Here is a 21458-nt window from a genome sequence, read left to right as displayed (position 1 = left end):
CCGTGATCCTCTGCCTCGACGTCGGTTCCACTTGGACCAAGGCCGCGCTCGTCACCGACGAGGGCGAGCTGGTCGACACCGGGCAGCACCCGACCACGCCGCCGGAGGTGCTGCGGGGCATCGACGCGCTGCGGTCTCAGGTCGGTGACGGCGAGATCCTCGCGTGCTCGTCGGCCGGCGGGGGCCTCCGGCTCGCGGTCGTCGGCCAGGAACGGGTCGTCAGCGCCGAGGCGGGTTATCGGGTGGCGTTGAGCGCGGGCGCCAAGGTCGTGCACGTCAGCGCGGGCCCGGTCGACGTGAAGGCACTCAGGGCGAGCAGTCCGGACCTGGTCCTGCTGGTCGGCGGCACGGACGGCGGTGACCAGAAGGTCCTGCTGCACAACGCCGCGAAGCTCGCCCGCGTGGCCGTGCCGATCGTGCTGGCGGGCAACGTCGAGGCGCAGCCGGAAGCGTTGGGGCTGCTGGCGAAGCGGACCGTGGTGGCCTGCCCGAACGTGCTGCCGGACGTCGGTCAGCTCGCCCCGGAACCCGCGCGCAGGGCGATTCGCGAGGCGTTCCTGCAGCACGTGATCGGCGGCAAGGGGTTGTCGCGCGGGCCGCGGTTCCGGCAGCTCGTGCGGGCCGTGACACCGGACGCGGTGCTGGCGGGCGTGTCCCGGCTGGCCCAGCAGGACCGCGAGGGCGCCGTGTTGGTGGTGGACGTCGGTGGCGCGACCACGGACGTGTACTCCGCTGTGTCGACTGTGGACAGTGAGGGTCTGGAGAGGACGGTCGCGCTGCCGCCGGACCGCCGCACCGTCGAGGGTGATCTGGGCATGCGCTGGTCCGCGCCCGGAGTCGTCAAGGAAGCGCTGGCCGAACGCCTCACGACCGAGGACCTGACCGCCGAGGCGCAGTTCCGCGCCGAGAACGTCGACTGGCTCGCGGACGACCCGGCCGTAGACGTGCAGCTGGCGTCGTTCGCGGCGATCCTGGCCGTGCGCCGTCATCTCAGGCAGGTCGACGGTCAGCTCGGTCCCCACGGCGCGGGCCTGCTGGTGTTGTCGGGCGGGGTCTTCCGGCACACACCGGACATCACGCCGGTCGTCGAGGCCCTGCGCGCCGACCCGGTGCTGCGGCCGGTGCTCCGGACCGCCGAGATCACCGTCGACCGCGACTACGTGCTGGCGCCAGTGGGTCTGCTCGCCGGGTCGGGGCGGCTCGAGGCCGCCGACCGACTGGCGAAAAGGCTAGGCTGACTCGTCGTCCTCGACGAACTCGAGGAGGTCGCCGGGCTGGCACTCCAGCACCCGGCACATGGCCTCCAAAGTGCTGAAGCGCACGGCTTTCGCGCGCCCGTTCTTCAGCACCGCGACGTTGGCGGGGGTCAGCCCGACCTTCTCCGCGAACTCGCCGACGCTCATCTTGCGCTTGGCCAGTTCGACGTCGATGCGCACGACGATGGCCATCAGATCACCGATTCCATGTCAGCCCGCAGTTCCGTCGCGCGCTTGAGCAGCGCCCGCATCACCACGAGCACGAGGCCGACCACCGAGACCGCCGACGTGAACAGGAAGAACAACACGATCACGCCCGGGTCGTCGGCGTTGACGCCGATCCAGATGAACACGCCCACGAGCACGGCCCAGGCCGCGGCGATCGCCCACACCATCACGTTGACCCACTTGATCGCGCCTTCGGTGAAGATCAGATCCTTGCGCACCAGCGTGAGCAGTTTCCAGGTGGCCACGATCACCACCTGCACGCACACGATCCAGAAGATCGACACGATCGTCGAGGGCCACCTCAGATGGGCCTCGTCCGGGTTCTGCTGTGCCATGTGCGCGTACTGGCCGGGGATCGAGAACGTCTCCAGCATCACGAGGATCCCGAACAGCGCCACCAGGAACACCCGGAGCGCCGTCACCGCCCAACGTTCAGAAATCATGCATCGAGTATCGGTAATGATCTATCGAAAGTCAATCGGTAGTGATCGTGTCGCAACAGGTCTCTACAGTGATCGCCGTGGGACTGCGCGAGCGCAAGAAGACCGAGACCCGAGCGGCCCTGTCGGCCGCCGCGCTGAGGCTCGCCCTGGAGAAGGGCGTGGACGAGGTGCGCGTCGACGAGATCGCCGAGGCGGCGAACGTCTCGCCGCGCACCTACAACAACTACTTCGCCAGCCGCGAGCACGCGATCGTCGCCGGCATCACGGCCTCCAGGGCCTTGCGGGTCGCGGAAGCGTTGCACGCCAGGCCTTCCGGCGAACCACTCGTCGACTCGATCATCGCCGCGTTCACCGAGCAGTACCGCGAACCACCGACCGAGGCCGTCGCGCTGATCACGTCGTCACCGGCGTTGCGCGCGGCCTACCTCGACTCGGTCGTGGAGATGGAACCGCCGATCGCCGACGTGATCGCCGCACGGTCGGGCAAGTCCGAGGAAGCCGCCGAGGTGCTGGCGGCCGCCGTCTCAGCGGCCGCCCGCCTCGCCGTGCGGCGCTGGGTGGACCTGCGCCCGTCCGGACTGGCCGTGGTCTCGGCGACGTCGATCGAGGACCACCTGCGCGAGGCGATCGGCCACCTCGCGCCGGCCCTCAGGTGAGCTCGTCCTTCAACACGCACATCAGCAACGCGTCGTGCCACTCGCCGTCGCGGAAGAACGACTGCCGGAACCGTCCGTCGACCTGGAACCCGACCTTCTTGTACGACTTGATCGCCCGCTCGTTCGCCTCCACGACACCGAGCTCGATCGAGTGCAGCCGCATCGTGTCGAACCCGTACCGGCAGACAGTGCGCAGCGCGTCAGTGCCGTACCCGCCACCCCAGTGGTCCTTCTCGCCGATGTAGATGTCGACCTCGGCGCGCGCGTTGACCGGATCCGCATCGCGCAGCACGACAACGCCGATCAGCTTGCCGTCCTTCAGCGTCTCGATGCAGAAGGTGACCTTCTCGTACGAGTTCTCCTGCCGGTCGGCGAAGCGCTTGCGGTCCGAGGCCAGCGACGAGTGGTAGTAGCTCTGCAGCCACCGCATCACTTCCTCGTCGTTGTGCCAGCGGTGGAACGCGTCGGCGTCCTCCGGTTCCACGGGGCGCAGTCGGACGAGGTCACCGGTCAGCACGATCACACGCTCCTACGCACTCGCACACGTGCATCTACACGTGCAGACTAAGAGCCTCATAGAGCGTCGCGCGACCGCATTTCCGGCCTCCGCGCGAACGGCAGCGAGGGCGACTCCGGCGCGTCCACCCGCACCAGCCCTGCCGCGATCGCCACCGCCCGGTCCCACTCCGGGTCCGACGTGTAGTCCGAGTGCGCCGACACCCCGGACCGCCACCGCCGCCCCGGGAACGGCCCCCGCTGCGGGTCCGGCAGCCAGTGGTCGCCACCCAGCACCAACGCCCCGGTCGGCCCGCGCAACGCAGGTGCCAGCGCGCCCTCCGAGCCGTCCTCCCGGTAGCCGACGCCGAGCAACATGCCGTCGAACACCTGCCGCCGCCACGTCATCACCGCGCCACCCAACGGGTCCGTGCCCCGGCACAGCGCGCGCCAGCGTCCGTCCAGGCCGCCGGCCAGCCTCGCCAGCGACGCGTGCGGCACCACGGCCGGGAACGCCCGCGGGTAGGCCCACTGCAGCTGCGAACCGGCCGTCACCAGGCCGATCCGTTCGCGGTCGTGTGCGGGCAGGTCCTCCAGCAGCCGGGCCGCGGCCACCGCGACCAGCAGGGAGCCCTGCGAGTGTCCACAGAGGACTACGCGGGTTCCCGGGTCGCGCAGGTGGTCCTCGACGCGGGCGACGAGCTCCGGCACGACCTTCAGCGCGTAGCAGGGCGGCACGATCGGGTGCGCCTCGCGCGGCCAGAACTGCGCGATGTCCGCGATGATGCCGAGCCGCCGGCCCGACTCCGGCTGGCGCGCGGCCAGGTACACGGCACGCAGCAACGACACCGCGAGCAGGCCCAGCACGAACACGCCGAAGGCCGAGAACGGGTCTGCCCACTCCGCCAGCGGCACGTTCCGCAGCCGGATCAACGAAGCCAGCACGGCACCGAGCACCAGCACGGACGCCACGATCATGATCATGTGGTGGCCGTGGTTGCGTTCCCAGCGCGCCCACCACCACGCCCGCGTCGCGGTGCGGAGGTCGCGCATCCGGCCGGAGTGCAGCAACGAGGCCTCTCGCGCCCACTCCTTGCCCTTGCGGAACGCCCGCCACCGCACGGCACTGGTGAACGAAGCGACCGCGAGCGTGCTGAGCAGCGCCAGCACACCCGCCACGCCCCACAGCAGGGTGATGTAGTCGTAGCCGATCGGCAGGTGCAGGTCGGAGCCCAGCGCCTTGCGCACCGGCAACGCCACCCCGGCACCGAAACCGCCGCCGAGCAACCCGCCGATCGCCAGCACGGGAGCCGCGAACCAGCCGCCAGCCCACGGCCGCAACTCGCGTGGCAACGAGCTCCACGACTTGCGGGCCATCAGCGCCGCCGGAGCCAGCATCAGCCCGAACAGCAACAGCACGAACGCCATCAGCAACGCCACGACCTGCACGGTCACGTCCGCGCCGGGCACCCGCAACGGCACTTGCTCCTGCAGTCCGAGCGTCGTCAGCACCAGAAGCAGCGAGAACACCACGAGCAGCCGCCGCGGCTTGCGCCCTAACGCCGCACGCAACCACCGTCCGCCGCGATGAGGCGCACCGCCCGTGGGGTCGTCCAGCAGCAGTACGCCGAGCACGGACAGCCCGATGAGCACCAGCGAGACGATCCACGCGACCGTGATCGCGACGCCCATCCCACCGGTGGCCGTGAGCTGCTTCAACGGCCCGCCGAGTGCGATCAGCGCCGCCACCGCCAGCGCCGTCACGACGTGCAGCGACCGCAACGCCGGCGTGTCCGGGTCCGTCGCGACGTGCGCGCCGGGCAGTCCGGAGGCGGGCTGCTTCTCCTGCTCCTCCGCCTCGGCGATCTCCTTGCGCTCGATCCGCCACTCGACGTGCGAGATCCGGCGCATCACCGCGATCACCAGCAGGATCGGCAGCAGCCCCAGGAAGGTCCGGAACCAGGGAAAGGCACGTACGTCGGCCGGAATGCTGGTCAGACACGCGGTACCGGGACGCAGGCACTGCGCCGCGAGCAGGTCCAGGCTCACCACGGAGATCTGCGCGATCAGCAACGCCGTCAGCAGCAGGGCGAAGACCCGCAGCAACGACCGCAGGCCGATGCCGAGCAGGTGGGCGGGCAGGTTCCGCTCGGGAACGGGCGGGAGCATCCAGTGCGCGACGTTCGCGATGCTGAAGGGGAAGAGCAACGCCCAGGTGGCCTTGGCCACACCGCCGGACGTCATCCCGCCCCACAGATACCCCTCGACCACGCGGGGAATGGGCCGGCCGTCGGTCTGCAATACTGGTCCGGGCGCGGGCCTGCGGAGTCTGTCCGCCGGTCGCACGATGCGCCCGAGACCGTCTCCCGCAACGTCCACGGCCGCAACGGCGTCGACCAACGTCTGCGGCGTTGTTCCTTGAACGCCGTGCACGCGCAGTTCGACGACACGTGTGTCCGGGCCGGTAATCAACACCCGAGACCTCCCTCACCTGACGTGGGGGACATAGTGGTGCATCAGCGGGCGGTATGGTCGGACGACACCCTCGTTGAAGTGCCCTGGAGGACTTCGTAATGACCGCGGACCGGTTGCAGACCCGCAACGGCATCGACTTCGCAGTGGCCGACCTGTCGCTCCACGAGTTCGGTCGCAAGGAGATCCGTCTGGCCGAGCACGAGATGCCCGGCCTCATGGCGTTCCGCCGCGAGTACTCCGGGGCGTACCCGCTCAAGGGCGCTCGCATCTCCGGCTCGCTGCACATGACGATCCAGACGGCCGTCCTGATCGAGACCCTGGTTGACCTGGGCGCCGAGGTGCGCTGGGCCTCCTGCAACATCTTCTCGACGCAGGACCACGCGGCGGCTGCCGTCGTCGTGGGCCCCCACGGCACGGAGGAGGAGCCCAAGGGCGTCGCCTGCTTCGCGTGGAAGGGCGAGACCCTGCCGGAGTACTGGTGGACGGCCGAGCAGATGCTCACCTGGCCGGACGGCAAGGGCCCGAACATGATCCTGGACGACGGTGGCGACGCCACCCTGCTCGTCCACAAGGGCGTCCAGTACGAGGCGGCGGGCGTCGTCCCGGCGACCTCCGAGGACGACTCGGAGGAGTACGCGATCGTTCTCGACACGCTCCGCGCGTCGCTCGAGAAGGACGCCAAGAAGTGGACGAACATCGCCGAGGACATCCGCGGCGTCACCGAGGAGACCACGACGGGCGTCATGCGCCTGTACCAGCTGGCTGCCGCCGGTGAGCTGCTCTTCCCGGCCATCAACGTCAACGACGCCGTGACGAAGTCGAAGTTCGACAACCGCTACGGCATCCGCCACTCGCTGGTCGACGGCCTCAACCGCGGCACCGACGTCCTGATCGGCGGCAAGGTCGCGGTCGTCTGCGGCTACGGCGACGTCGGCAAGGGCTCCGCGGAGTCGCTGCGCGCCCAGGGCGCCCGCGTCATCGTCACCGAGATCGACCCGATCTGCGCCCTGCAGGCCGCCATGGACGGCTACCAGGTCGCGAAGCTCGAGTCGGTCATCTCGATCGCGGACATCGTCATCACGACGACGGGCAACAAGGACGTCGTCACCGTCGAGCACATGGCCCAGATGAAGCACCAGGCGATCCTGGGCAACGTCGGCCACTTCGACAACGAGCTCGACATGGCCGGTCTGCAGCGCTACCCCGGCATCCGCAGGAACAACATCAAGCCGCAGGTCGACGAGTGGGTCTTCCCGACCGGCCGCACGATCATCGTGCTGTCCGAGGGTCGCCTGATGAACCTGGGCAACGCCACCGGCCACCCGTCGTTCGTCATGTCGAACTCCTTCTCGAACCAGGTGATCGCTCAGATCGAGCTGTTCACCAAGTTCAAGGAGTACGACAACGAGGTCTACCGCCTGCCGAAGGTGCTGGACGAGAAGGTCGCGCGCATCCACCTGGAGGCGCTGGGCGGCGAGCTCACCAAGCTCACCAAGGACCAGGCCGAGTACATCGACGTCGACGTCGAGGGCCCGTACAAGCCGGAGCACTACCGCTACTGATTTGCCTTTCGACGAGCCCTCGCCTGCTGCAGGCGAGGGCTCGTCGCCTTTTCGGGGGAGCAACACGTGTTCGAACGTTTCACCACCGCGTACCCGCTGGACGCGGGCGTCGCGTCGCCGCCGACGAACATCGAGCCGTTGCGCCAGGTGCCGGGCCTGGCCGAGTTGGTGACGACGGCCGCGGGCCTCTCGTTCGGCGACGGCATCCTCCGCGTGTTCACCGACGACGAGGCCCGCCGCGCACAGGGCCTGGCGAACCTCATGTGGCCGGAGTGGGCACCGCGGTTCCGCCCGTTCGCCCAGGACTGGACGGGCCGCCAGTACGTGCTCGACCTGCGCCGCGGGGCGATGGTGATGCTGCTGGACCCCGGTGCCGGCAGCGTGCACAGCCTCGACGGCACCATCCCGGACCTGCTCGACGAGTACGCGCTCGAAGACCCGGACACCTTCCTCGCCCAGGACCTGTTCACCCTCTGGCGCACCCTGCACCCGGAACGCGAGCCCGCAGGCACGTGCGTCGGCTTCAAGAGGCCGCTGTTCCTCGGCGGCGCGGGTGACGTGGAGAATCTTGAGGTGGTCGACGAAGAGGTCTACTGGTCGGTCCACGGTCAGCTGTGGGCGAAGGTCAAGGACCTCCCGGACGGCACGTCGATCAGCAGCGTCGAGATCAGTTAGGGAATGGTGGCAACGGTGGGATTCTTCGGCACCTACGCCTTCGAGCACGGCTCGTGGAAGACCCTGTCCGAGGGCGAACTGCCGTCCCTCGCGGAGCCGTCGCTGTGGATCGACATCCACGACAGCGACATCACCTCGGTCGTCTACACCCCGGCCGGCCCCGGTTCCGGCGTCGCCTACCTGGGCCTGACGCCGCGCACCTACTTCGAGAACCCCAACGCGTCCGACCCGACGGACACCCTGCGCGAGGCAGCCGGCCTGGCCGCGTGGTGGGGGCTGCTCAACTCCGGCGGCGACGTGCCGGCCAAGCAGGCCGAGTTGCTCGCCTACCTGGCCGAGGACGAGGACCCCGAGGCGTTCGAGTGGGACGAGTCGGAGGACGTCGACGAGATCGACGACGGTGAGGTGTTCGTCGAGGTGAAGACGCGGCGGTTCTTGGCGGCGTTGGGGCTGCCGGTGCCGACCGAACTCAGCGGATGAAGACCCGCCACGCTGACGCAGGGGTCCCCCGCCAAGGGGACCCCTTCTTTAATTCTTGCAGGTAGCACCGACACTTCTGGCGATCATGAAACCGCCGCCGACCGCCCGCGCCGCAGCTCTCACGTGAGCGACAACTGCCTGCCGTGGTCTTCCCTGGCTCGACTGGCGAGATCCGCGACCATCGCGCGTGACTGCTCCTCGCTGAGCGCTATCGAGTCCAGACGCTCGAAGATCTTCTTGCAGTCCTTGACGCCGGACGGGTCCTGCACGAACACCTGGGCGATCTCAGATTCCGCGTAGGCCACGGTGCTGCGCTTCTCGAAGTTCCACAGCACGTATTCGGCCAGGTAGACACCCGCCGCACCGCTCGCCGCACGAACAACCCTGATGGAATGCGTGTTGAAGAGCAGCCTCATCAGCTGGTCCTCCATGACCTCAGGGCCACCTACGTTGAGCCTCAGGGCGTTCTCGTGGATGAAAAAGGTGCATAGCGGCCGATCGTGCCGTCGCAAGAGCGTTGTCCGCTCGGAGCGGAATCGAACAGCCGCCTCGATCTTGTCCGGAGGGAGCACAGCGCGGTCCTCGTACACGGCCTGCGTGTACTCCTTGGACTGCGAAAGGCCTGGCAGGTGCGCCAGGTTGTACGTGAAGAGGCTTTCCGCGCTCGACTCGGCCATCGACAACGTGCGCAGCTTGTCCGGCGCCTGCACGAAGTAGAGGTCGAACGCGGACCGATACCTCGTCAGGAAGTCGGTGATGAACTCCTGGCTGCGGCCGCACCGACCGAGGAACTGGACGATGTCGATCTCGCTCGCGCGGACCTTGCCGTGCTCAATGTTGGAGACCTTCCCCGGATCCCAGCCGAGCATCTTGGCTATCTTCCTGGCGCGGAAGGTTGTCCACTGCTCGCGAGTCTGGCGCAGCTCGTCGCCCAGGTCACGGCTGTACGGAGTGGATGGATCGCCGTTCATGAAAATTGACGTTAGGCGATGGAGGGAAAACAACATCGTGCCCAAACGGGTGGAACTCGGAATGGCCAGGGTGCCCCACGAGGGCGTGTACGAGGACGTGTTCGTGCCGCTCGTCGACGGCACCCCGCTCACCGACTGGTTCGAAGCCTTCAGCGGTGTGCGCCAGGAAGACCTCGAAGCCAAGCCGTTCCAACCCGGCAAGGCACGGCTGGTGCTCGGCTGCGACTGCGGCATCGCGGCGTGCGGGCCGTTGGTCGCGGACATCACCGCTGACGGCGACACGATCGTCTGGAGCGGGTTCCGGCGGCCGCATCGCGGCGGGCGCGAGTACCCCGGGGTCGGGCCGTTCGTGTTCGGGCGTGCGCAGTACGACGAAGTGTTGCTGGAACTCGGTTGACGTGCGGGTTTTACTGGCGTGGTGCGGACGACCATCATCAAGAAGACCCTGCGCGTGCCCACTTCGGACGGTGCGCCGGGCGACGGTGCCGCCGTGGCGAGGCAGTTGGACGCCGCGCTCATCCGGTCTGGCTTCAAGGCCGGCCGTGACCTGCTGGAACACGTGGGCGCGCTCGCCGATGCCGAGGAGTTCGCCGCGGAGGTCGTGCGGGCGGTCAAGGAGCTGATCGGCGCGCGCGGGCAGCACAACCCGTACTTCAAGGAGTTCCCGCACAACGTGCCGGACACCCTCACGTTCTGGTGGGAGTGCGTGCGGGACGCGTTGGAGCAGGGCCTCGAGCCCACGAACAATCTCCTCGACCTGCCCAAGTACGGCCGCGTCCAGCACTCGTACGAGGAGATGCTGCGCGCGCACGACGAGCTGATCCCGTCGTTGAAGGACCGTGTCACGGTCGTGCACCTCGGTGGCACGCTGGAAGAAGAGGTTCAGCGGCTGTTCGAGGAGCTCGCCACGAGCCCGATCCCGTTGGCGGAGAACGACAGGATGTTGCTCGGTGAGCTGGCCGTGCTCGGTGACGACGGCGCGTTCGACGTGCCCGTGCGGGAGAACCGCGCGATCCTCAACGCCGCGCGGCTCGTCGCGCAACGGCCGCTCAAGGACATCGACACCGTCACCGACGTGCTGCGCCTCGCGGCGGAGGCGTCCGGGGGAGACGTCACGCTCGAGGAGCCGACGCGCTTCCGGTCGTTCCGCCGGCCTGAGCGCCGGGCGTTGCTGGGGGCGTTGAACGAGGTCGCGGAGAGCAAGCTCGGTGACATCGGTCAGCACCGCGAGGCGTGGAAGCGGCTCGGTGAGCGGTTGCACCCGCACGAGCACCCGTTCGAACGGGCGCAGGACGTGTTCGCGGTGGCGCGCCGGGAGAAGGTCGCGCGGTCGTTCGCCGGGCAGGTCGAGATGGCGTTCGTGAACAACGACGTCGAGCGTGCGGCCGAGATCCTGTCGAAGGCTCCTGGCATGTTGTTGCGGCAGGTCGACAGGCTCCTGCGCAACGGCGCGCCGAACCTCGCCGCGCTCGTCGAGACGGCTGTGCCCGAGGTGTCGAGTCGCGTCCTCATCTCGGTGCTGGAGCACCTCTCCAACCGCACGACGCCGGACACCGCGCGCGTCTTCGCGACCCGTGCCCGCAGGGTGTGGATCGCCGACGACGAACGCGCGCCGCTCGACCCCGCGCAGGTCGCGGCGATCGTCGAGGTGGTCGAGAACGAGCTGGTCCGCAGGCTGCCGGAGTACTCGGAGCTGGTCGTGGACGACGAGGTGCTCGACGTGGTGGTGCCGGTTTCCGGGACCGAGGAAGGCTTCGGCGTGCTGCCGCGCGGGTCGAAGCTCTGGTTCGACGGCGACGTGCTGCGGTTCTTCGTGCACTGGCGCCAGCACGTGAAGCGGACCGACTACGACCTGTCCGCAGTGCTGCTGGACGAGAACTTCCAGTTTCAGGGGCACGTGTCGTGGACGCGGCTCCAGCAGGACGGCGCCTTTTACTCAGGCGACGTGACCGATGCCTCGGACGGCGCGACGGAGTTCATCGACGTGCACCGGGACGCGGTGAACGCCAGGTACGTGGTACCGCAGGTGAACGTGTACTCGGGCGAGGGGTTCGACGAGGTCGCCGAGTCGATGTTCGGGTTCATGAGCCGTGACCTCGACCAGATGGGCAAGCCGTTCGAGCCGAGCACGGTCCGAGCGCGCTCTTCCATGCGCGGCAAGGGAAAGGTCGCGCTCCCGATCATGTTCGAACGGGAGGGTGACACCTGGTTCGGCACCTGGCTGCACCTGTACCTGCGCGGTTCGGCGTGGGGCAACCGCGTCGAGGAGAACCGTGACATCGTCAAGCTGATCGCCGCAGCGGCGTTGCGGCGCAAGTACTTCACCGTGACGAGGGTGCGGGACCTGTTCGCGCGCAAGGAGTCCACAAAGGATGCTCCGGCGATCCGCATCGCGCTGGCGCGGGACGAGAGCGGATCCGTGACCACCGTGGCGGAACTCGGGAAACTGCTGTCGGACTGACCCGCTTCGCTGCTAACGTGGGAATCGCGAGGCCATGAGAGGGCTTCCTTCTAACTCCGGAACCGGAATGCTCTTCGGAGCGCCGGTCTTTAGCCCTCTCGCCTTCCTCGCCCAGCTTTAGTTCCACTCGACGGCGATGCCCGCGATGCCTGGCCCGACGTCACCGAAGTAAGCGCTGACGACGCCGCCGAGGCCGCACACCAGCTCGTCGACGTCGACCGGCGTCGCGTCGGCCGAGGCCAGGAACTGCTTCATGCAGCGCGCGGGCATCGCCCGCCGGTGGAACGAGAGCTGCACGAGGTACGAGCCGCAGGTGTCGCGGAACGTCCGGTGGTGGCCGGGCGTCGCGTTGCCGGTGTCGTCGACGATCGTGAAGCTGAAGACGTGCTCCTCGCCCGCCGCGAGCCGCCGGTCGAACAGCATCTCCACGGCGAGGTTGCGGGAAGCGCTTTCCCGGCGCAGCCGCCCCTGCCGGCAGCCTTCGCCGGCTCTCACCATCGCGTTCTCGATCAACGAGCCGTCGTCGCCGTGGTGCGTCGCCAGGTACCGGTCCGGCCCCTGCCGTGTCGCGCGCACGACGAGACGTGTGGTGATGGAGCGTTGCTCGCGGTGCATGCCCAACTGGACGGTGTCGTGCACCGAGAGCACTTCGAGGTCGGCGTTGCCCCGCGCGGCCTCTGGTACGGAGTCGAACGTCGCGAGCAGCGGCGCCTGCTCCGGCCACGTCGCGACCGGGCGGGGCGCGTAGCTGTTCGCGTTGCGCGGGCCGATGAGGTCCAACAAGGACGACGGCGGTAGGCGCAGCACGGTCTCCAGCGCGCGCACCGTGCTGATGGCGCGCGGCACCTCGGGATGGCGCAGACCTCGTTGCCAGTACGAGAGCGTCGACTGGCCCACTTGGACACCCAGTTGCTCGAGATGTGCGCGCAGCCGTGCGAGCGAGAGGCCCCGGTGGGCGATCGCCTCGCGCAATGCGCGGTGGAACGGCCCGTAGCGCAGCGTCTCGGCGAGAGGGGTCGGCAGACCCCCGGTCGGGAGCCCGATCGGTTCGTCGACCGACCCGGCGTGCCCGGAATCCGCGGCCACCGCGGCACCTACCCTTCACACGCGCCGTGTGACTGTTCACCGTAGTCACTCGTTCTGGTGATCGAAAGATCGGATTTCGCCCGTGTGGGGGACGTCCTGCCGCCGTGTGAGTGGCCGGACCCGGTCCCGTCGGGGCTCCCGTTAGGGTTTTCGCGTGGGAAAGCTCGTAGTGATCGAAGGTCTGGACGGGGCCGGCAAGCGCACTCTCGCCAACGGCCTGACCGAGGCGTTGGCCTCCCAGGGCAGGACCGTGGCCAGTCACGCGTTCCCGCGCTACGGCATCAGCGTGCACGCTGACCTGGTCCGCGACGGCCTGTACGGCAGGCTCGGCGACCTCAGCGACTCGGTCTACGGGATGGCCGTCCTCTACGCGCTCGACCGGCGCGGCGCGGCCGACGAGATCCGCAAGGACCTCGAAGAGCACGACGTGGTCCTGCTCGACCGGTACGTCGCGTCGAGTGCCGCGTACAGCGCCGCGCGGCTGCACCAGGACGAGCACGGCGAGTTCGTGCGGTGGGTGCACGAGCTGGAGGTCGAACGCTTCGGGCTGCCCGTCCCCGATCTCCACCTGCTGCTGCGCGTGCCCGTCGAGGTCGCGGCGGAGCGGGCGGCCAGGCGGGAGCAGAGCGATGAGTCCCGTGCCCGGGACATTTATGAATCCGATGGCTCGCTGCAGGCCAGATGCGGTGTGGTTTACGACGGATTGGCGAAGATCGGCTGGCTCGCGCCGTGGCAAGTGGTGGACGGGCGGTCAAACGTGAACTTTCATTCGCTTCTGGAACCGCTCTTCACTCCTTGAGTGGTCGCTCACGTGCGTACCGATTGACACGATCGAGTGTCCGGTTTGTCACTGTGAGTGAATAGGGGATCGCGATTTGAAGCGTGTCCTGCAGCGCCCCCCGGTCGGTGTCGCCCGTACGGCGGTGCTGATCGCTGCCGCCCGCGCCAACGAGCAAGGCCATCTCCGCCGCCTCTTCGACGACCCGCTCGCCGCAGGACTCGTGGAGGCCGCCGGCTCCGCGAGCGATCTGAACGGCGTCCGCACCCTCGCGGGTGATCACTTCGTCCTGCGCACCCGCTACTTCGACGACGAGCTCCTCGCCACGCCGCAACCCCAGGTCGTGATCATGGCGGCGGGCCTCGACACAAGAGCGTTCCGGCTCCGGTGGCCGCCGGGCACGAAGCTCTTCGAACTCGACTTACCCGAGTTGCTGGAGTTCAAGGAAGACGCCCTGCGCGACCAGCACGCGCACCCCACGTGTGAACGCGTCGTCGTCCCGAGCGATCTGCGCGACGACTGGCCGACGGCGCTGATACGCGCCGGTTTCGACCCGAAGAGGCCCACGGCGTGGTTGCTGGAGGGCCTCTTCATGTTCCTGCCGCCGGACGCGGGCGAGCAGGTCCTCTACTGGGTGAGCGCGCTGTCCGCCGCCGGCAGCACGCTCGCGCTCGAACACGTCAACCGCGCCTTCCGCGAGCTGCCGCAGATGAAGCCCGTGCACCAGCGGTTCGACGCGCTCGACGCCCGCTGGCAGTCCGACGTGGAGGACCCGGTCGAGTGGCTCGCCGGCTACGGCTGGGACGCCCGCGTGACCCATCAGGTCGACCTGGCCGCGCGGCACGACCGGGCGGTCCCGGCGATCACCGACCCGCGGAAAGTAGGTGACGCGCGCATCTGGCTGGCCTCGGCCGTTCGCACGGCCTGACAACAGCCGGTAACGAAAGGTGATCCTCGCGCGGATACTCCCGCGACGAGCAGGTCAAACGGGGCGGGGTGGGGTACGTGGAACGACAGTTCCGGCCGGTTACCGAACGAGCGCACATCGCCACCAGCAGCAACGGAGCGTGGGCGGTGCGCGAACGCGCGACCGGCAGTGCAACGATGTTGGGTATGAAGGCACGCGTGCTCGTCGTCGATGACGACCCCGCCCTGGCGGAGATGCTGACGATCGTGTTGCGCGGGGAGGGCTTCGACACCGCGGTGGTCGCCGACGGTGCCCGTGCCCTGCCCGCGTTGCGCGAGCTCAAGCCCGACCTCGTGCTGCTCGACCTGATGTTGCCGGGGATGAACGGCATCGACGTCTGCAAGGCGATCAGGTCCGAGTCGGGCGTGCCGATCGTGATGCTCACCGCGAAGAGCGACACGGTCGACGTGGTGCTGGGCCTCGAGTCCGGCGCGGACGACTACGTCGTCAAGCCGTTCAAGCCCAAGGAGCTCGTCGCTCGCATCCGGGCGCGCCTGCGGCGCACCGAGGCCGAGCCGTCCGAGGTGCTGCAGATCGGCGACCTGACGATCGACGTTCCCGGCCACGAGGTGCTGCGCGAGGGCAGGCCGATCCAGCTCACGCCGCTGGAGTTCGACCTCCTCGTCGCGCTGGCCCGCAAGCCGCGCCAGGTGTTCACCCGCGAGGTGCTGCTCGAGCAGGTGTGGGGTTACCGCCACGCCGCCGACACGCGCCTGGTGAACGTCCACGTGCAGCGGCTGCGCTCCAAGGTCGAACGGGACCCGGAACACCCCGAGGTGGTGTTGACTGTCCGCGGTGTCGGGTACAAGGCCGGCCCTCCGTGACAGGTGGCATATGAAGTTCGTACGGCCGGCCATCGCGAAGGCGCAGTTCCTCGTGGAGGAAGCGCGTAAGCGATGGGCCGCGTTTGGTGACCTCTGGCGTCGTTCGCTGCAGCTGCGCGTCGTCGTGTCCACGCTCGCGCTCTCGTCGGCCGTGGTGTTCGTGCTGGGCATGGTCCTGCAGATGCAGATCACCAACCAGCTGCTGAGCACCAAGGACGAGGCCGCGGTGCGGCAGGCGCTGGCCTCGCGCAACCTGATCCAGTCCGACCTGGTCGGCCTGAACCCCGGCCCGGACAGCGTGCAGACGCGGTTCACCAGCGCGATCAACAAGCTCGCCGTCGGTGGCACCGGGACGGACGCCACGACGGCGGGCGCCGGCGCGTTCGAGCCGGTGCTGGCCGACGGGCAGAGCTCGGCCGGTGTCGGGCGGGTGCCGTCCGTCGGCAAGCTCGACGACGTGCCGCGCGGCCTGCGCGAGATGGTCGAGGACGGCGGTTCCGGCACCCAGATCCACACCGTGCAGCGCGACGGCGCGCAGACCACGTTGTTCGTCGTGGGGCTGCCGATCAGCACGTCCGCGCGCTCGATGCAGCTGTACCTGATCTTCCCGCTGACCGCCGAGCAGCGCACGGCCGAGGTCGTGCAGTCGACCCTGGCCGTCGGCGGCGTCGTGCTCCTGGTCCTGCTGGCGCTCATCGCGAACCTGGTGACGCGCCAGGTGGTGCGCCCGGTGCGGCAGGCCGCCGAGGTCGCGGAGCGGTTCGCGGACGGCACCCTGCACGAACGCATGCACGTCGTCGGCGAGGACGACGTGGCGCGCCTGGCCGAGTCGTTCAACGAGATGGCCGAGTCGATCCAGGCGCAGTTCAAGCAGCTGGAGGAGTTCGGCCAGCTGCAACGCCGGTTCACCTCCGACGTCTCGCACGAGCTGCGCACCCCGTTGACGACGGTGCGCATGGCCGCGGACGTCCTGCACGCCTCGCGTGAGCAGTTCCCCGCCGGACTCGCCCGGTCCACCGAGCTGCTGGTGGACGAGCTCGACAGGTTCGAGTCGCTGCTGGGCGACCTGCTGGAGATCTCGCGGCTGGACGCCGGTGTCGAGGAGTTGACCGCGGACCAGGTCGACATCCGCGTGCTGGCCCGCCGGGCGCACGACTCGGTGCGCGCGATCTCGACGAGCGCGAACTCCCCGGTGGTGCTGGACCTGCCCGACTCCGAGCTCGTCGCCGAACTCGATTCCCGCCGCGTGGAACGGATTCTGCGCAACCTGCTCGCGAACGCCATCGACCACGGCGAGGGCCAGCCGGTCGAACTCACCATGCGCGGCAACGACGACGCCGTCGCGATCACCGTGCGGGACCACGGCGTCGGGCTGCGCCAGGGCGAGGCCGAACTGGTGTTCAGCCGCTTCTGGCGCGCCGACCCGTCGCGCAACCGCCGCACCGGCGGCACCGGCCTCGGTCTCTCCATCTCGCTGGAGGACGCCCGGTTGCACGGCGGCTGGCTGGAGGCGTGGGGCGAGCCCGGCCACGGTGCCGTGTTCCGCCTGACGTTGCCGCGCAGGCACGGCGAGGAGCTGCGCGAGAGCCCGTTGCCGCTGGCGCCCGCGATCGAGCTCGAACCCGTGGCCGTGGTCGAGGAGCCGATCGTCGAGGAGGAACCCGGCGAGATCGAGCTGCGGCCGGAGGAGATCACCTGGCAGCCCGCGGAGCCCGTCGACGGGACTCCCGCGGTGTCGGAGCCGGTGTCGAGGTCGAAGTTGGACGAGGTTTCGGAGGAGGTGCGGTGAAGCGGCTGGCGTTGCTGGTGCTCGTGCTCGTCACCCTGGCCGGGTGCGCCGCGATCCCGACGAACACCCAGCCGAAACCGATCGGGTCGAAGGACAACAAGGCGTCCAGCACCCTCACCGCACCGGAACCGCGCGAGAACATCGACCCGTTCATGCTCGTGCGCGACTTCATCGACGCGACCTCGAACCCGGACAACAACTACGCGGCCGCCCGCGCGTTCATGACGGAGGACGCCAGCCGCAAGTGGGACACCAAGAACCCCACGATCATCGAGTCCGGCTTCTCGACCGTGCCGACCTCGCAGGCACCGCAGGACAAGACGCAGACCGTGCTGCTGCAAGGCAAGTACGTCGGCAGGCTCGGCAGCGACAACGCGTTCGTCCCGCAGCTCGGCGACTTCCAGAGGCCGGTGAAGGTCGAGCGCAACAACGAGAACCAGTGGCGGATCTCCGAACCGCCTCCCGGCATCTACATGCCGCAGAACCTGTTCAACACCACGTACCGCCGCGTGACGTTGTACTTCTACAACCCCGAGTTCACCGTCCTGGTGCCGGACCCGCGCTACGTCGTCATCCCGCCGGCGACCTCGATCCCGACGCGCGTGACCGAACTGCTGATCGCGGGCCCCGGCGACGCCGTCCGCGACACCCTGGTGAGCGCACTGGGCCCGGACACCGACAAGTTCTCGGACACCCTCGAATCCGACGACGGCGCTCTCGAGGTCAACCTCACCAACGTGGGCAAGGACCTGACCCCCGAGAAGCGCAAGCAGATCGTCGCGCAGGTCGTGAAGTCCCTCTCGGGTGTCACCTCGTCCCGCCTGCGAGTGCTCGTCGACGGCCAGCAGATCCTGCCGGACCAGCGCGACTTCCGGCCGTCCGACGTGTCCGCGACCGCGGGCGAGGCGTTGCTGGCACTGAATGCGAACCTCCAGGGCATGATCGTGGCGGACGGCTCCGTCCGCTCGCTGACCGACGGCACCCCCGTCAAGGGCCCCGCGGGCACCGGCGCCTACAGCGTCGTCTCGGCAGCCCAGTCCCTCGACGGCTCGAGACTCGCCGTGGTCTCCCGCGCAGGCGGCTCGATGCGGCTGCGAGTGGGGGAGCTGGAGTCGGACCTGTCCGAGGTGGACCTGAACGCCACCACGCTCACCAGACCGACCTGGCTGCTCTCGAGCGGCCCGAAGGAACCGGCCACCGAGGTCTGGACGACGGCCAACGGCACCCAGGTGGCCAGGGTGACCCGCTCCGACAACGGCAGCTGGACCGCCAAGGGCGTGAACATCACCGACCTGCTGCCGTTCGGCTCGATCAGCGAACTGCGCCTTTCACGCGACGGCACCCGTGCCGCCCTGGTGATCGCCGGCAAGCTCTACATCGCCTCGGTGGTGCGCAACAACCAGGACGTGTCCCTGCGCTCCCCGCGGCAGCTGCAACCGTCGACCCTGGGCGCGTCCGTGCAGTCCATCGACTGGCTCTCGCAGGACGTGCTGGTGGTTTCCTCCTCACTGCCTTCGTGGCCTGTCACCAGGGTCTACACGGACGGCTACAAGATGGACCGCTACAGCCAGTCGAACCTCACCGTGCCCGTGGGCTCGGTGGCGGCCGCGGCGGCGCGTCAGGTGCAGGTGGTCGACCCTTCCGGGTTGTGGTCGGCTTCGGACATCACTGATGTGTGGCGGTCGAGCGGGATCCGGGTGCCGGCGGGCGCGCTGGTGTTCTACCCGGGCTGACGTCGGCGAGCGGGTCTGCTTGGGGCTGTTGGGCTTGCTGGGCAGACGCGGATGGGACCGAGCGGTCTGGTTGGGCAGACGCGACGCGGCAAAGGCGGATGGGGCAGACGCGGGCTGGTGGGACGCGGGCTAGCCGACAAGCAGGCGCGGCAAGGCTGATGCAAGCAAGCGCGGCTCGGCTGGTGCGTGCCGGGCTTCACTGCCTCCCGCCTCCCGCCCGCCTCACCTCCCGCCTCCCGCCCGCCTCGCCTCCCGGCCCGGCCTCCGTGTCACCTCACTGCCCCGGCCGGTGCGGCCGTGCCGACGTCAGCACCAGCACCGCGTTCGTCCGCACCCCGGCCTGCCGCAGAGCGCGCACACAAGCCGACGCCGTGGCCCCGGTGGTGACCACGTCGTCCAGCAGCACGGTGGTCCCCGGCGGCGACGGACCACGCACCAGCACCCGCCCCTCCAGGTTCCGCCTTCGCGCCCCAGGGCCCAGTCCCACCGAATCGGCCACACCAGGTGCCAGTCCCAGCACGGGCGCGACGGTGGCGATGTCCGCCTCCCAGGCGATCCGCAGCATGTGGTCGCCGCCGCGGTCCCGCGCGGCACTGCGGCGTGATGGTGCGGGGACGAGCGTCCAAGGTGGAGGGCCGACCGTCACCAGCGTTGCTGCGACCAGTGCGCCGAACCAGGCTGCGAGGGCTCGTGCGCCGCGTTCCTTGAAGCCGAGCACCAACTCCCTCGCGGCGCCGTGATAGGCGGCCAGCGTCCACACAGGCGGCCCCACGCCGGGGACCTGGAGACGGGTGGGCGGGCCGAACGCGTCGAGGCATCGGGCGCAGCACTCCGTGCCGGAGCGGCCGCAGCCCGAGCAGATGGCCGGCACGAGCAGGTCGAGAGGTGTCATGGGAACAGGATGGCGGCGAGGTCCGACAGAAAATTCGGGCCGGATCCGGGAACGGGTCCGGAAAGGGCCCGGCGGGGTCTTTCGGCACCGCCCACAAGGGTGAAGTTCCGGTGACGTTGTCGATCTCCGGGGCGTCCCCTTGCGGCAGAAATGCCCTGCTCGGCGCGAGTTCTGTGACGATCTTCCAAGATCCTGTAACTCGTTTCGACCCGTTTGTCCCAACGACTGTTGAGCGGACGTTTCAGAACTGAGGCGTCCGCTTGCGGGGCCGTCGATCAACGGTGTCAGCCCTCCGACGATCACCTCTCGGGGTGGCCCGCTCGCACGTCCGCTAGACGCCCGAGAAGTTAACGACTATTCACGTATGGAGCTGACCAGCGGTTATTGATTGAATAGGCGCTACGTCCCGCTGTGCCGGTGATCGACTGCCTTGTCCGTCATTGGGCTAAATCCCCCGTTCAGCCGGGCGTGACAGGGCTGTGATCGGGCATCCGCGCCGCTCGGCTCGGTCGGAAGAAGTGCGACAGGCGTCCGCCGAGTGGTTCGGAATCGATCTCCCCCCGGTTTCGGGAACATGACGAGCGGGTCGCCCGTTGGCTGGGTATGAGGCCGCGACTGGACCCGTTCGACGCAGCGAGACTGCCGTCGAGTGCCGGTGCCGGTGTGCGCCGTTCGGGTGAGCGAAGCGTTGCCGCGTTTGGTTCGGCGCACGCTCGGGAAACGACTGGCAACGCGGAGTCGTCGCGCTGTGTAGTCACCGAAAAATCTCGTCGTTCCCCCGGCAAGGGGGCTTACGCGACGGTGAATCCCAAGCTAACGTGCACCGCTATCAGCGTTCTCGGCCCGCGGGGAGGAGGCGAACAGCCCATGATCCTGGCGCCGTGAGAGCTGAGGGAGACGACCCTCTGCGACACATCTGCGATCCAAGATCGCCACGGCGTTTTAAATGCAGTCCAGCCATAGCTCGCAGCAAAGCGAGGGAGGTCGTGTATGGACATCGTCGTTAAGGGCCGCAACGTCGAGGTGCCCGATCACTACAGGGTTCACGTCGCCGAAAAGCTGGCCCGGCTTGAGCGCTACGACCGCAAGGTCATCCGTTTCGACGTGGAACTCTTCCACGAGCCGAACCGCCGCCAGTCGAAGAACTGCCAGCGGGTCGAAATCACCGGCAAGGGACGTGGACCTGTGGTCCGTTCCGAAGCCTGCGCGGGCGACTTCTACGCCGCGCTGGATGCTGCGGTCGCGAAGCTCGAGAACCGTCTGCGTCGGTCGCACGACCGCAGGCGCGTCCACCACGGGGCGCGGGCCCCGATCTCGGTGGCCGAAGCGACAAGCGGACTGGCTGACCCGTCCGCAGGCGAAAGCATGACGTCGCGCCGCGCCAAGACCGCGGTGCTCGACGCCCCCGAGGCCGACTACGAGGGCATGGCGGAAGTGCCCACGCAGCGTTGGGACGACGGCCTCGAAGAGAAGTTGCCCGGACGCGTCGTACGCGAGAAGGAGCACGCCGCCAAACCGATGACCGTCGACCAGGCCCTCTACGAGATGGAACTGGTCGGACACGACTTCTACCTCTTCGCCGACACCGAGTGCGGACGCCCGAGTGTCGTCTACCGCCGGAAGGGATTCGACTACGGCGTGATCAGGCTGGCCTGACCCCGCTCGACCCTCGTTCCTTCGACCGCCG

General features: G+C 68.8%; 20 protein-coding genes. 13 read left to right on the top strand and 7 right to left on the bottom strand.

Annotated elements, in window-relative coordinates; all coding sequences use genetic code 11:
* Positions 1 to 2: 2 nt before the first annotated feature.
* Positions 3 to 1238 carry a glutamate mutase L gene (locus IEY88_RS09830; RefSeq protein ID WP_189154290.1) on the top strand — a complete coding sequence of 412 codons (1236 nt, stop codon included), beginning with the start codon at positions 3 to 5 and terminating at the stop codon, positions 1236 to 1238.
* Here the strand turns inward: IEY88_RS09830 and IEY88_RS09825 are convergent.
* Positions 1230 to 1448 (bottom strand): helix-turn-helix domain-containing protein, encoded by a 219-nt coding sequence (locus IEY88_RS09825; RefSeq protein ID WP_189154289.1) that lies wholly within the window; start codon positions 1446 to 1448, stop codon positions 1230 to 1232. The genes IEY88_RS09830 and IEY88_RS09825 overlap by 9 nt on opposite strands.
* A complete protein-coding gene (locus IEY88_RS09820) occupies positions 1448 to 1927 on the bottom strand; it encodes a DUF2975 domain-containing protein (RefSeq protein WP_090067324.1) in 480 nt (159 codons plus the stop codon). Before IEY88_RS09820 ends, IEY88_RS09825 begins: the two co-directional genes overlap by 1 nt.
* Before the next feature lie 77 nt (positions 1928 to 2004).
* Here IEY88_RS09820 and IEY88_RS09815 point away from each other — a divergent pair, with 77 nt between their 5' ends.
* A complete protein-coding gene (locus IEY88_RS09815; protein WP_229693216.1) occupies positions 2005 to 2583 on the top strand; it encodes a TetR/AcrR family transcriptional regulator in 579 nt (192 codons plus the stop codon).
* Here IEY88_RS09815 and IEY88_RS09810 read toward each other — a convergent pair.
* Together IEY88_RS09810 and IEY88_RS09805 are read right to left on the bottom strand one after the other, a co-directional pair.
* Positions 2576 to 3100, bottom strand: coding sequence for a GNAT family N-acetyltransferase (locus IEY88_RS09810; protein WP_189154287.1), 525 nt, complete (start codon positions 3098 to 3100; stop codon positions 2576 to 2578). The two genes, IEY88_RS09815 and IEY88_RS09810, sit on opposite strands and share 8 nt — an antisense overlap.
* Before the next feature lie 56 nt (positions 3101 to 3156).
* Complete coding sequence (locus tag IEY88_RS09805) at positions 3157 to 5553, bottom strand: hypothetical protein (protein WP_189154286.1); 2397 nt, start codon at positions 5551 to 5553, stop codon at positions 3157 to 3159.
* Between the two features lie 98 nt (positions 5554 to 5651).
* On the opposite strand from IEY88_RS09805, the gene ahcY reads away from it, so the two are divergent.
* The 3 genes from ahcY (at position 5652) to IEY88_RS09790 (ending at position 8270) form a co-directional block, all read left to right on the top strand.
* Positions 5652 to 7115, top strand: a complete 1464-nt coding sequence (gene ahcY, locus IEY88_RS09800) for an adenosylhomocysteinase (protein WP_189154285.1) — start codon at positions 5652 to 5654, stop codon at positions 7113 to 7115.
* Positions 7116 to 7181: 66 nt separating this feature from the next.
* Positions 7182 to 7790, top strand: a complete 609-nt coding sequence (locus IEY88_RS09795) for a T6SS immunity protein Tdi1 domain-containing protein (protein WP_189154284.1) — start codon at positions 7182 to 7184, stop codon at positions 7788 to 7790.
* A 15-nt stretch (positions 7791 to 7805) separates the two neighbouring features.
* Positions 7806 to 8270, top strand: a complete 465-nt coding sequence (locus tag IEY88_RS09790; protein ID WP_189154283.1) for a hypothetical protein — start codon at positions 7806 to 7808, stop codon at positions 8268 to 8270.
* Positions 8271 to 8389: 119 nt separating this feature from the next.
* On the opposite strand, the gene IEY88_RS09785 is transcribed toward IEY88_RS09790, so the two are convergent.
* A complete protein-coding gene (locus tag IEY88_RS09785) occupies positions 8390 to 9277 on the bottom strand; it encodes a helix-turn-helix domain-containing protein (RefSeq protein ID WP_229693269.1) in 888 nt (295 codons plus the stop codon).
* 25 nt (positions 9278 to 9302) lie between these two features.
* Between IEY88_RS09785 and IEY88_RS09780 the strand changes: the two genes are divergently transcribed.
* Both IEY88_RS09780 and IEY88_RS09775 read left to right on the top strand, forming a co-directional pair.
* On the top strand, positions 9303 to 9638 hold the full coding sequence (locus tag IEY88_RS09780) for a hypothetical protein (RefSeq protein WP_189154281.1): 336 nt from the start codon (positions 9303 to 9305) through the stop codon (positions 9636 to 9638).
* 21 nt (positions 9639 to 9659) lie between these two features.
* A complete protein-coding gene (locus IEY88_RS09775) occupies positions 9660 to 11702 on the top strand; it encodes a TerD family protein (protein WP_229693215.1) in 2043 nt (680 codons plus the stop codon).
* A gap of 117 nt (positions 11703 to 11819) precedes the next feature.
* On the opposite strand, the gene IEY88_RS09770 is transcribed toward IEY88_RS09775, so the two are convergent.
* On the bottom strand, positions 11820 to 12788 hold the full coding sequence (locus IEY88_RS09770; protein ID WP_189154279.1) for a helix-turn-helix domain-containing protein: 969 nt from the start codon (positions 12786 to 12788) through the stop codon (positions 11820 to 11822).
* Between the two features lie 154 nt (positions 12789 to 12942).
* Here IEY88_RS09770 and IEY88_RS09765 point away from each other — a divergent pair, with 154 nt between their 5' ends.
* From IEY88_RS09765 to IEY88_RS09745, 5 genes are all read left to right on the top strand, one after another.
* Positions 12943 to 13587 (top strand): dTMP kinase, encoded by a 645-nt coding sequence (locus IEY88_RS09765; protein ID WP_189154278.1) that lies wholly within the window; start codon positions 12943 to 12945, stop codon positions 13585 to 13587.
* Positions 13588 to 13663: 76 nt separating this feature from the next.
* The gene (locus tag IEY88_RS09760) at positions 13664 to 14494 is read left to right on the top strand and encodes an SAM-dependent methyltransferase (RefSeq protein ID WP_229693214.1); all 831 of its coding nucleotides are present in this window, start codon (positions 13664 to 13666) and stop codon (positions 14492 to 14494) included.
* Between the two features lie 185 nt (positions 14495 to 14679).
* The gene (mtrA, locus tag IEY88_RS09755) at positions 14680 to 15357 is read left to right on the top strand and encodes an MtrAB system response regulator MtrA (RefSeq protein ID WP_030471262.1); all 678 of its coding nucleotides are present in this window, start codon (positions 14680 to 14682) and stop codon (positions 15355 to 15357) included.
* A gap of 10 nt (positions 15358 to 15367) precedes the next feature.
* Entirely contained in the window at positions 15368 to 17146 is a 1779-nt protein-coding gene (gene mtrB / locus IEY88_RS09750; protein ID WP_189154277.1) for an MtrAB system histidine kinase MtrB, read from the top strand.
* The gene (locus IEY88_RS09745) at positions 17143 to 18879 is read left to right on the top strand and encodes an LpqB family beta-propeller domain-containing protein (protein WP_189154276.1); all 1737 of its coding nucleotides are present in this window, start codon (positions 17143 to 17145) and stop codon (positions 18877 to 18879) included. Before mtrB ends, IEY88_RS09745 begins: the two co-directional genes overlap by 4 nt.
* Before the next feature lie 274 nt (positions 18880 to 19153).
* Here the strand turns inward: IEY88_RS09745 and IEY88_RS09740 are convergent, their stop codons facing one another.
* Positions 19154 to 19771, bottom strand: a complete 618-nt coding sequence (locus IEY88_RS09740; RefSeq protein ID WP_189154275.1) for a ComF family protein — start codon at positions 19769 to 19771, stop codon at positions 19154 to 19156.
* Positions 19772 to 20761: 990 nt separating this feature from the next.
* On the opposite strand from IEY88_RS09740, the gene hpf reads away from it, so the two are divergent.
* On the top strand, positions 20762 to 21427 hold the full coding sequence (gene hpf / locus IEY88_RS09735; RefSeq protein ID WP_189154274.1) for a ribosome hibernation-promoting factor, HPF/YfiA family: 666 nt from the start codon (positions 20762 to 20764) through the stop codon (positions 21425 to 21427).
* Positions 21428 to 21458 lie beyond the last annotated feature (31 nt).

The sequence above is a fragment of the Lentzea pudingi genome (genome assembly GCF_014646255.1).
In the GTDB taxonomy this organism is placed as follows: Bacteria; Actinomycetota; Actinomycetes; order Mycobacteriales; family Pseudonocardiaceae; genus Lentzea; species Lentzea pudingi.
The sequence above is the reverse complement of the archived record's forward strand: the minus strand, read 5'-3'. Positions and strand labels throughout refer to the sequence as shown.

What these genes read in the sequence shown, in the direction of transcription:
- IEY88_RS09825 (WP_189154289.1), bottom strand. Translation starts at nt 1,448, where the DNA reads ATGGCCATCGTCGTGCGCATCGACGTCGAACTGGCCAAGCGCAAGATG.
- IEY88_RS09820 (WP_090067324.1), bottom strand. Translation starts at nt 1,927, where the DNA reads ATGATTTCTGAACGTTGGGCGGTGACGGCGCTCCGGGTGTTCCTGGTG.
- ahcY (WP_189154285.1), top strand. Translation starts at nt 5,652, where the DNA reads ATGACCGCGGACCGGTTGCAGACCCGCAACGGCATCGACTTCGCAGTG.
- IEY88_RS09785 (WP_229693269.1), bottom strand. Translation starts at nt 9,277, where the DNA reads ATGTTGTTTTCCCTCCATCGCCTAACGTCAATTTTCATGAACGGCGAT.
- IEY88_RS09780 (WP_189154281.1), top strand. Translation starts at nt 9,303, where the DNA reads ATGGCCAGGGTGCCCCACGAGGGCGTGTACGAGGACGTGTTCGTGCCG.
- mtrA (WP_030471262.1), top strand. Translation starts at nt 14,680, where the DNA reads ATGAAGGCACGCGTGCTCGTCGTCGATGACGACCCCGCCCTGGCGGAG.
- mtrB (WP_189154277.1), top strand. Translation starts at nt 15,368, where the DNA reads ATGAAGTTCGTACGGCCGGCCATCGCGAAGGCGCAGTTCCTCGTGGAG.
- IEY88_RS09740 (WP_189154275.1), bottom strand. Translation starts at nt 19,771, where the DNA reads ATGACACCTCTCGACCTGCTCGTGCCGGCCATCTGCTCGGGCTGCGGC.
- hpf (WP_189154274.1), top strand. Translation starts at nt 20,762, where the DNA reads ATGGACATCGTCGTTAAGGGCCGCAACGTCGAGGTGCCCGATCACTAC.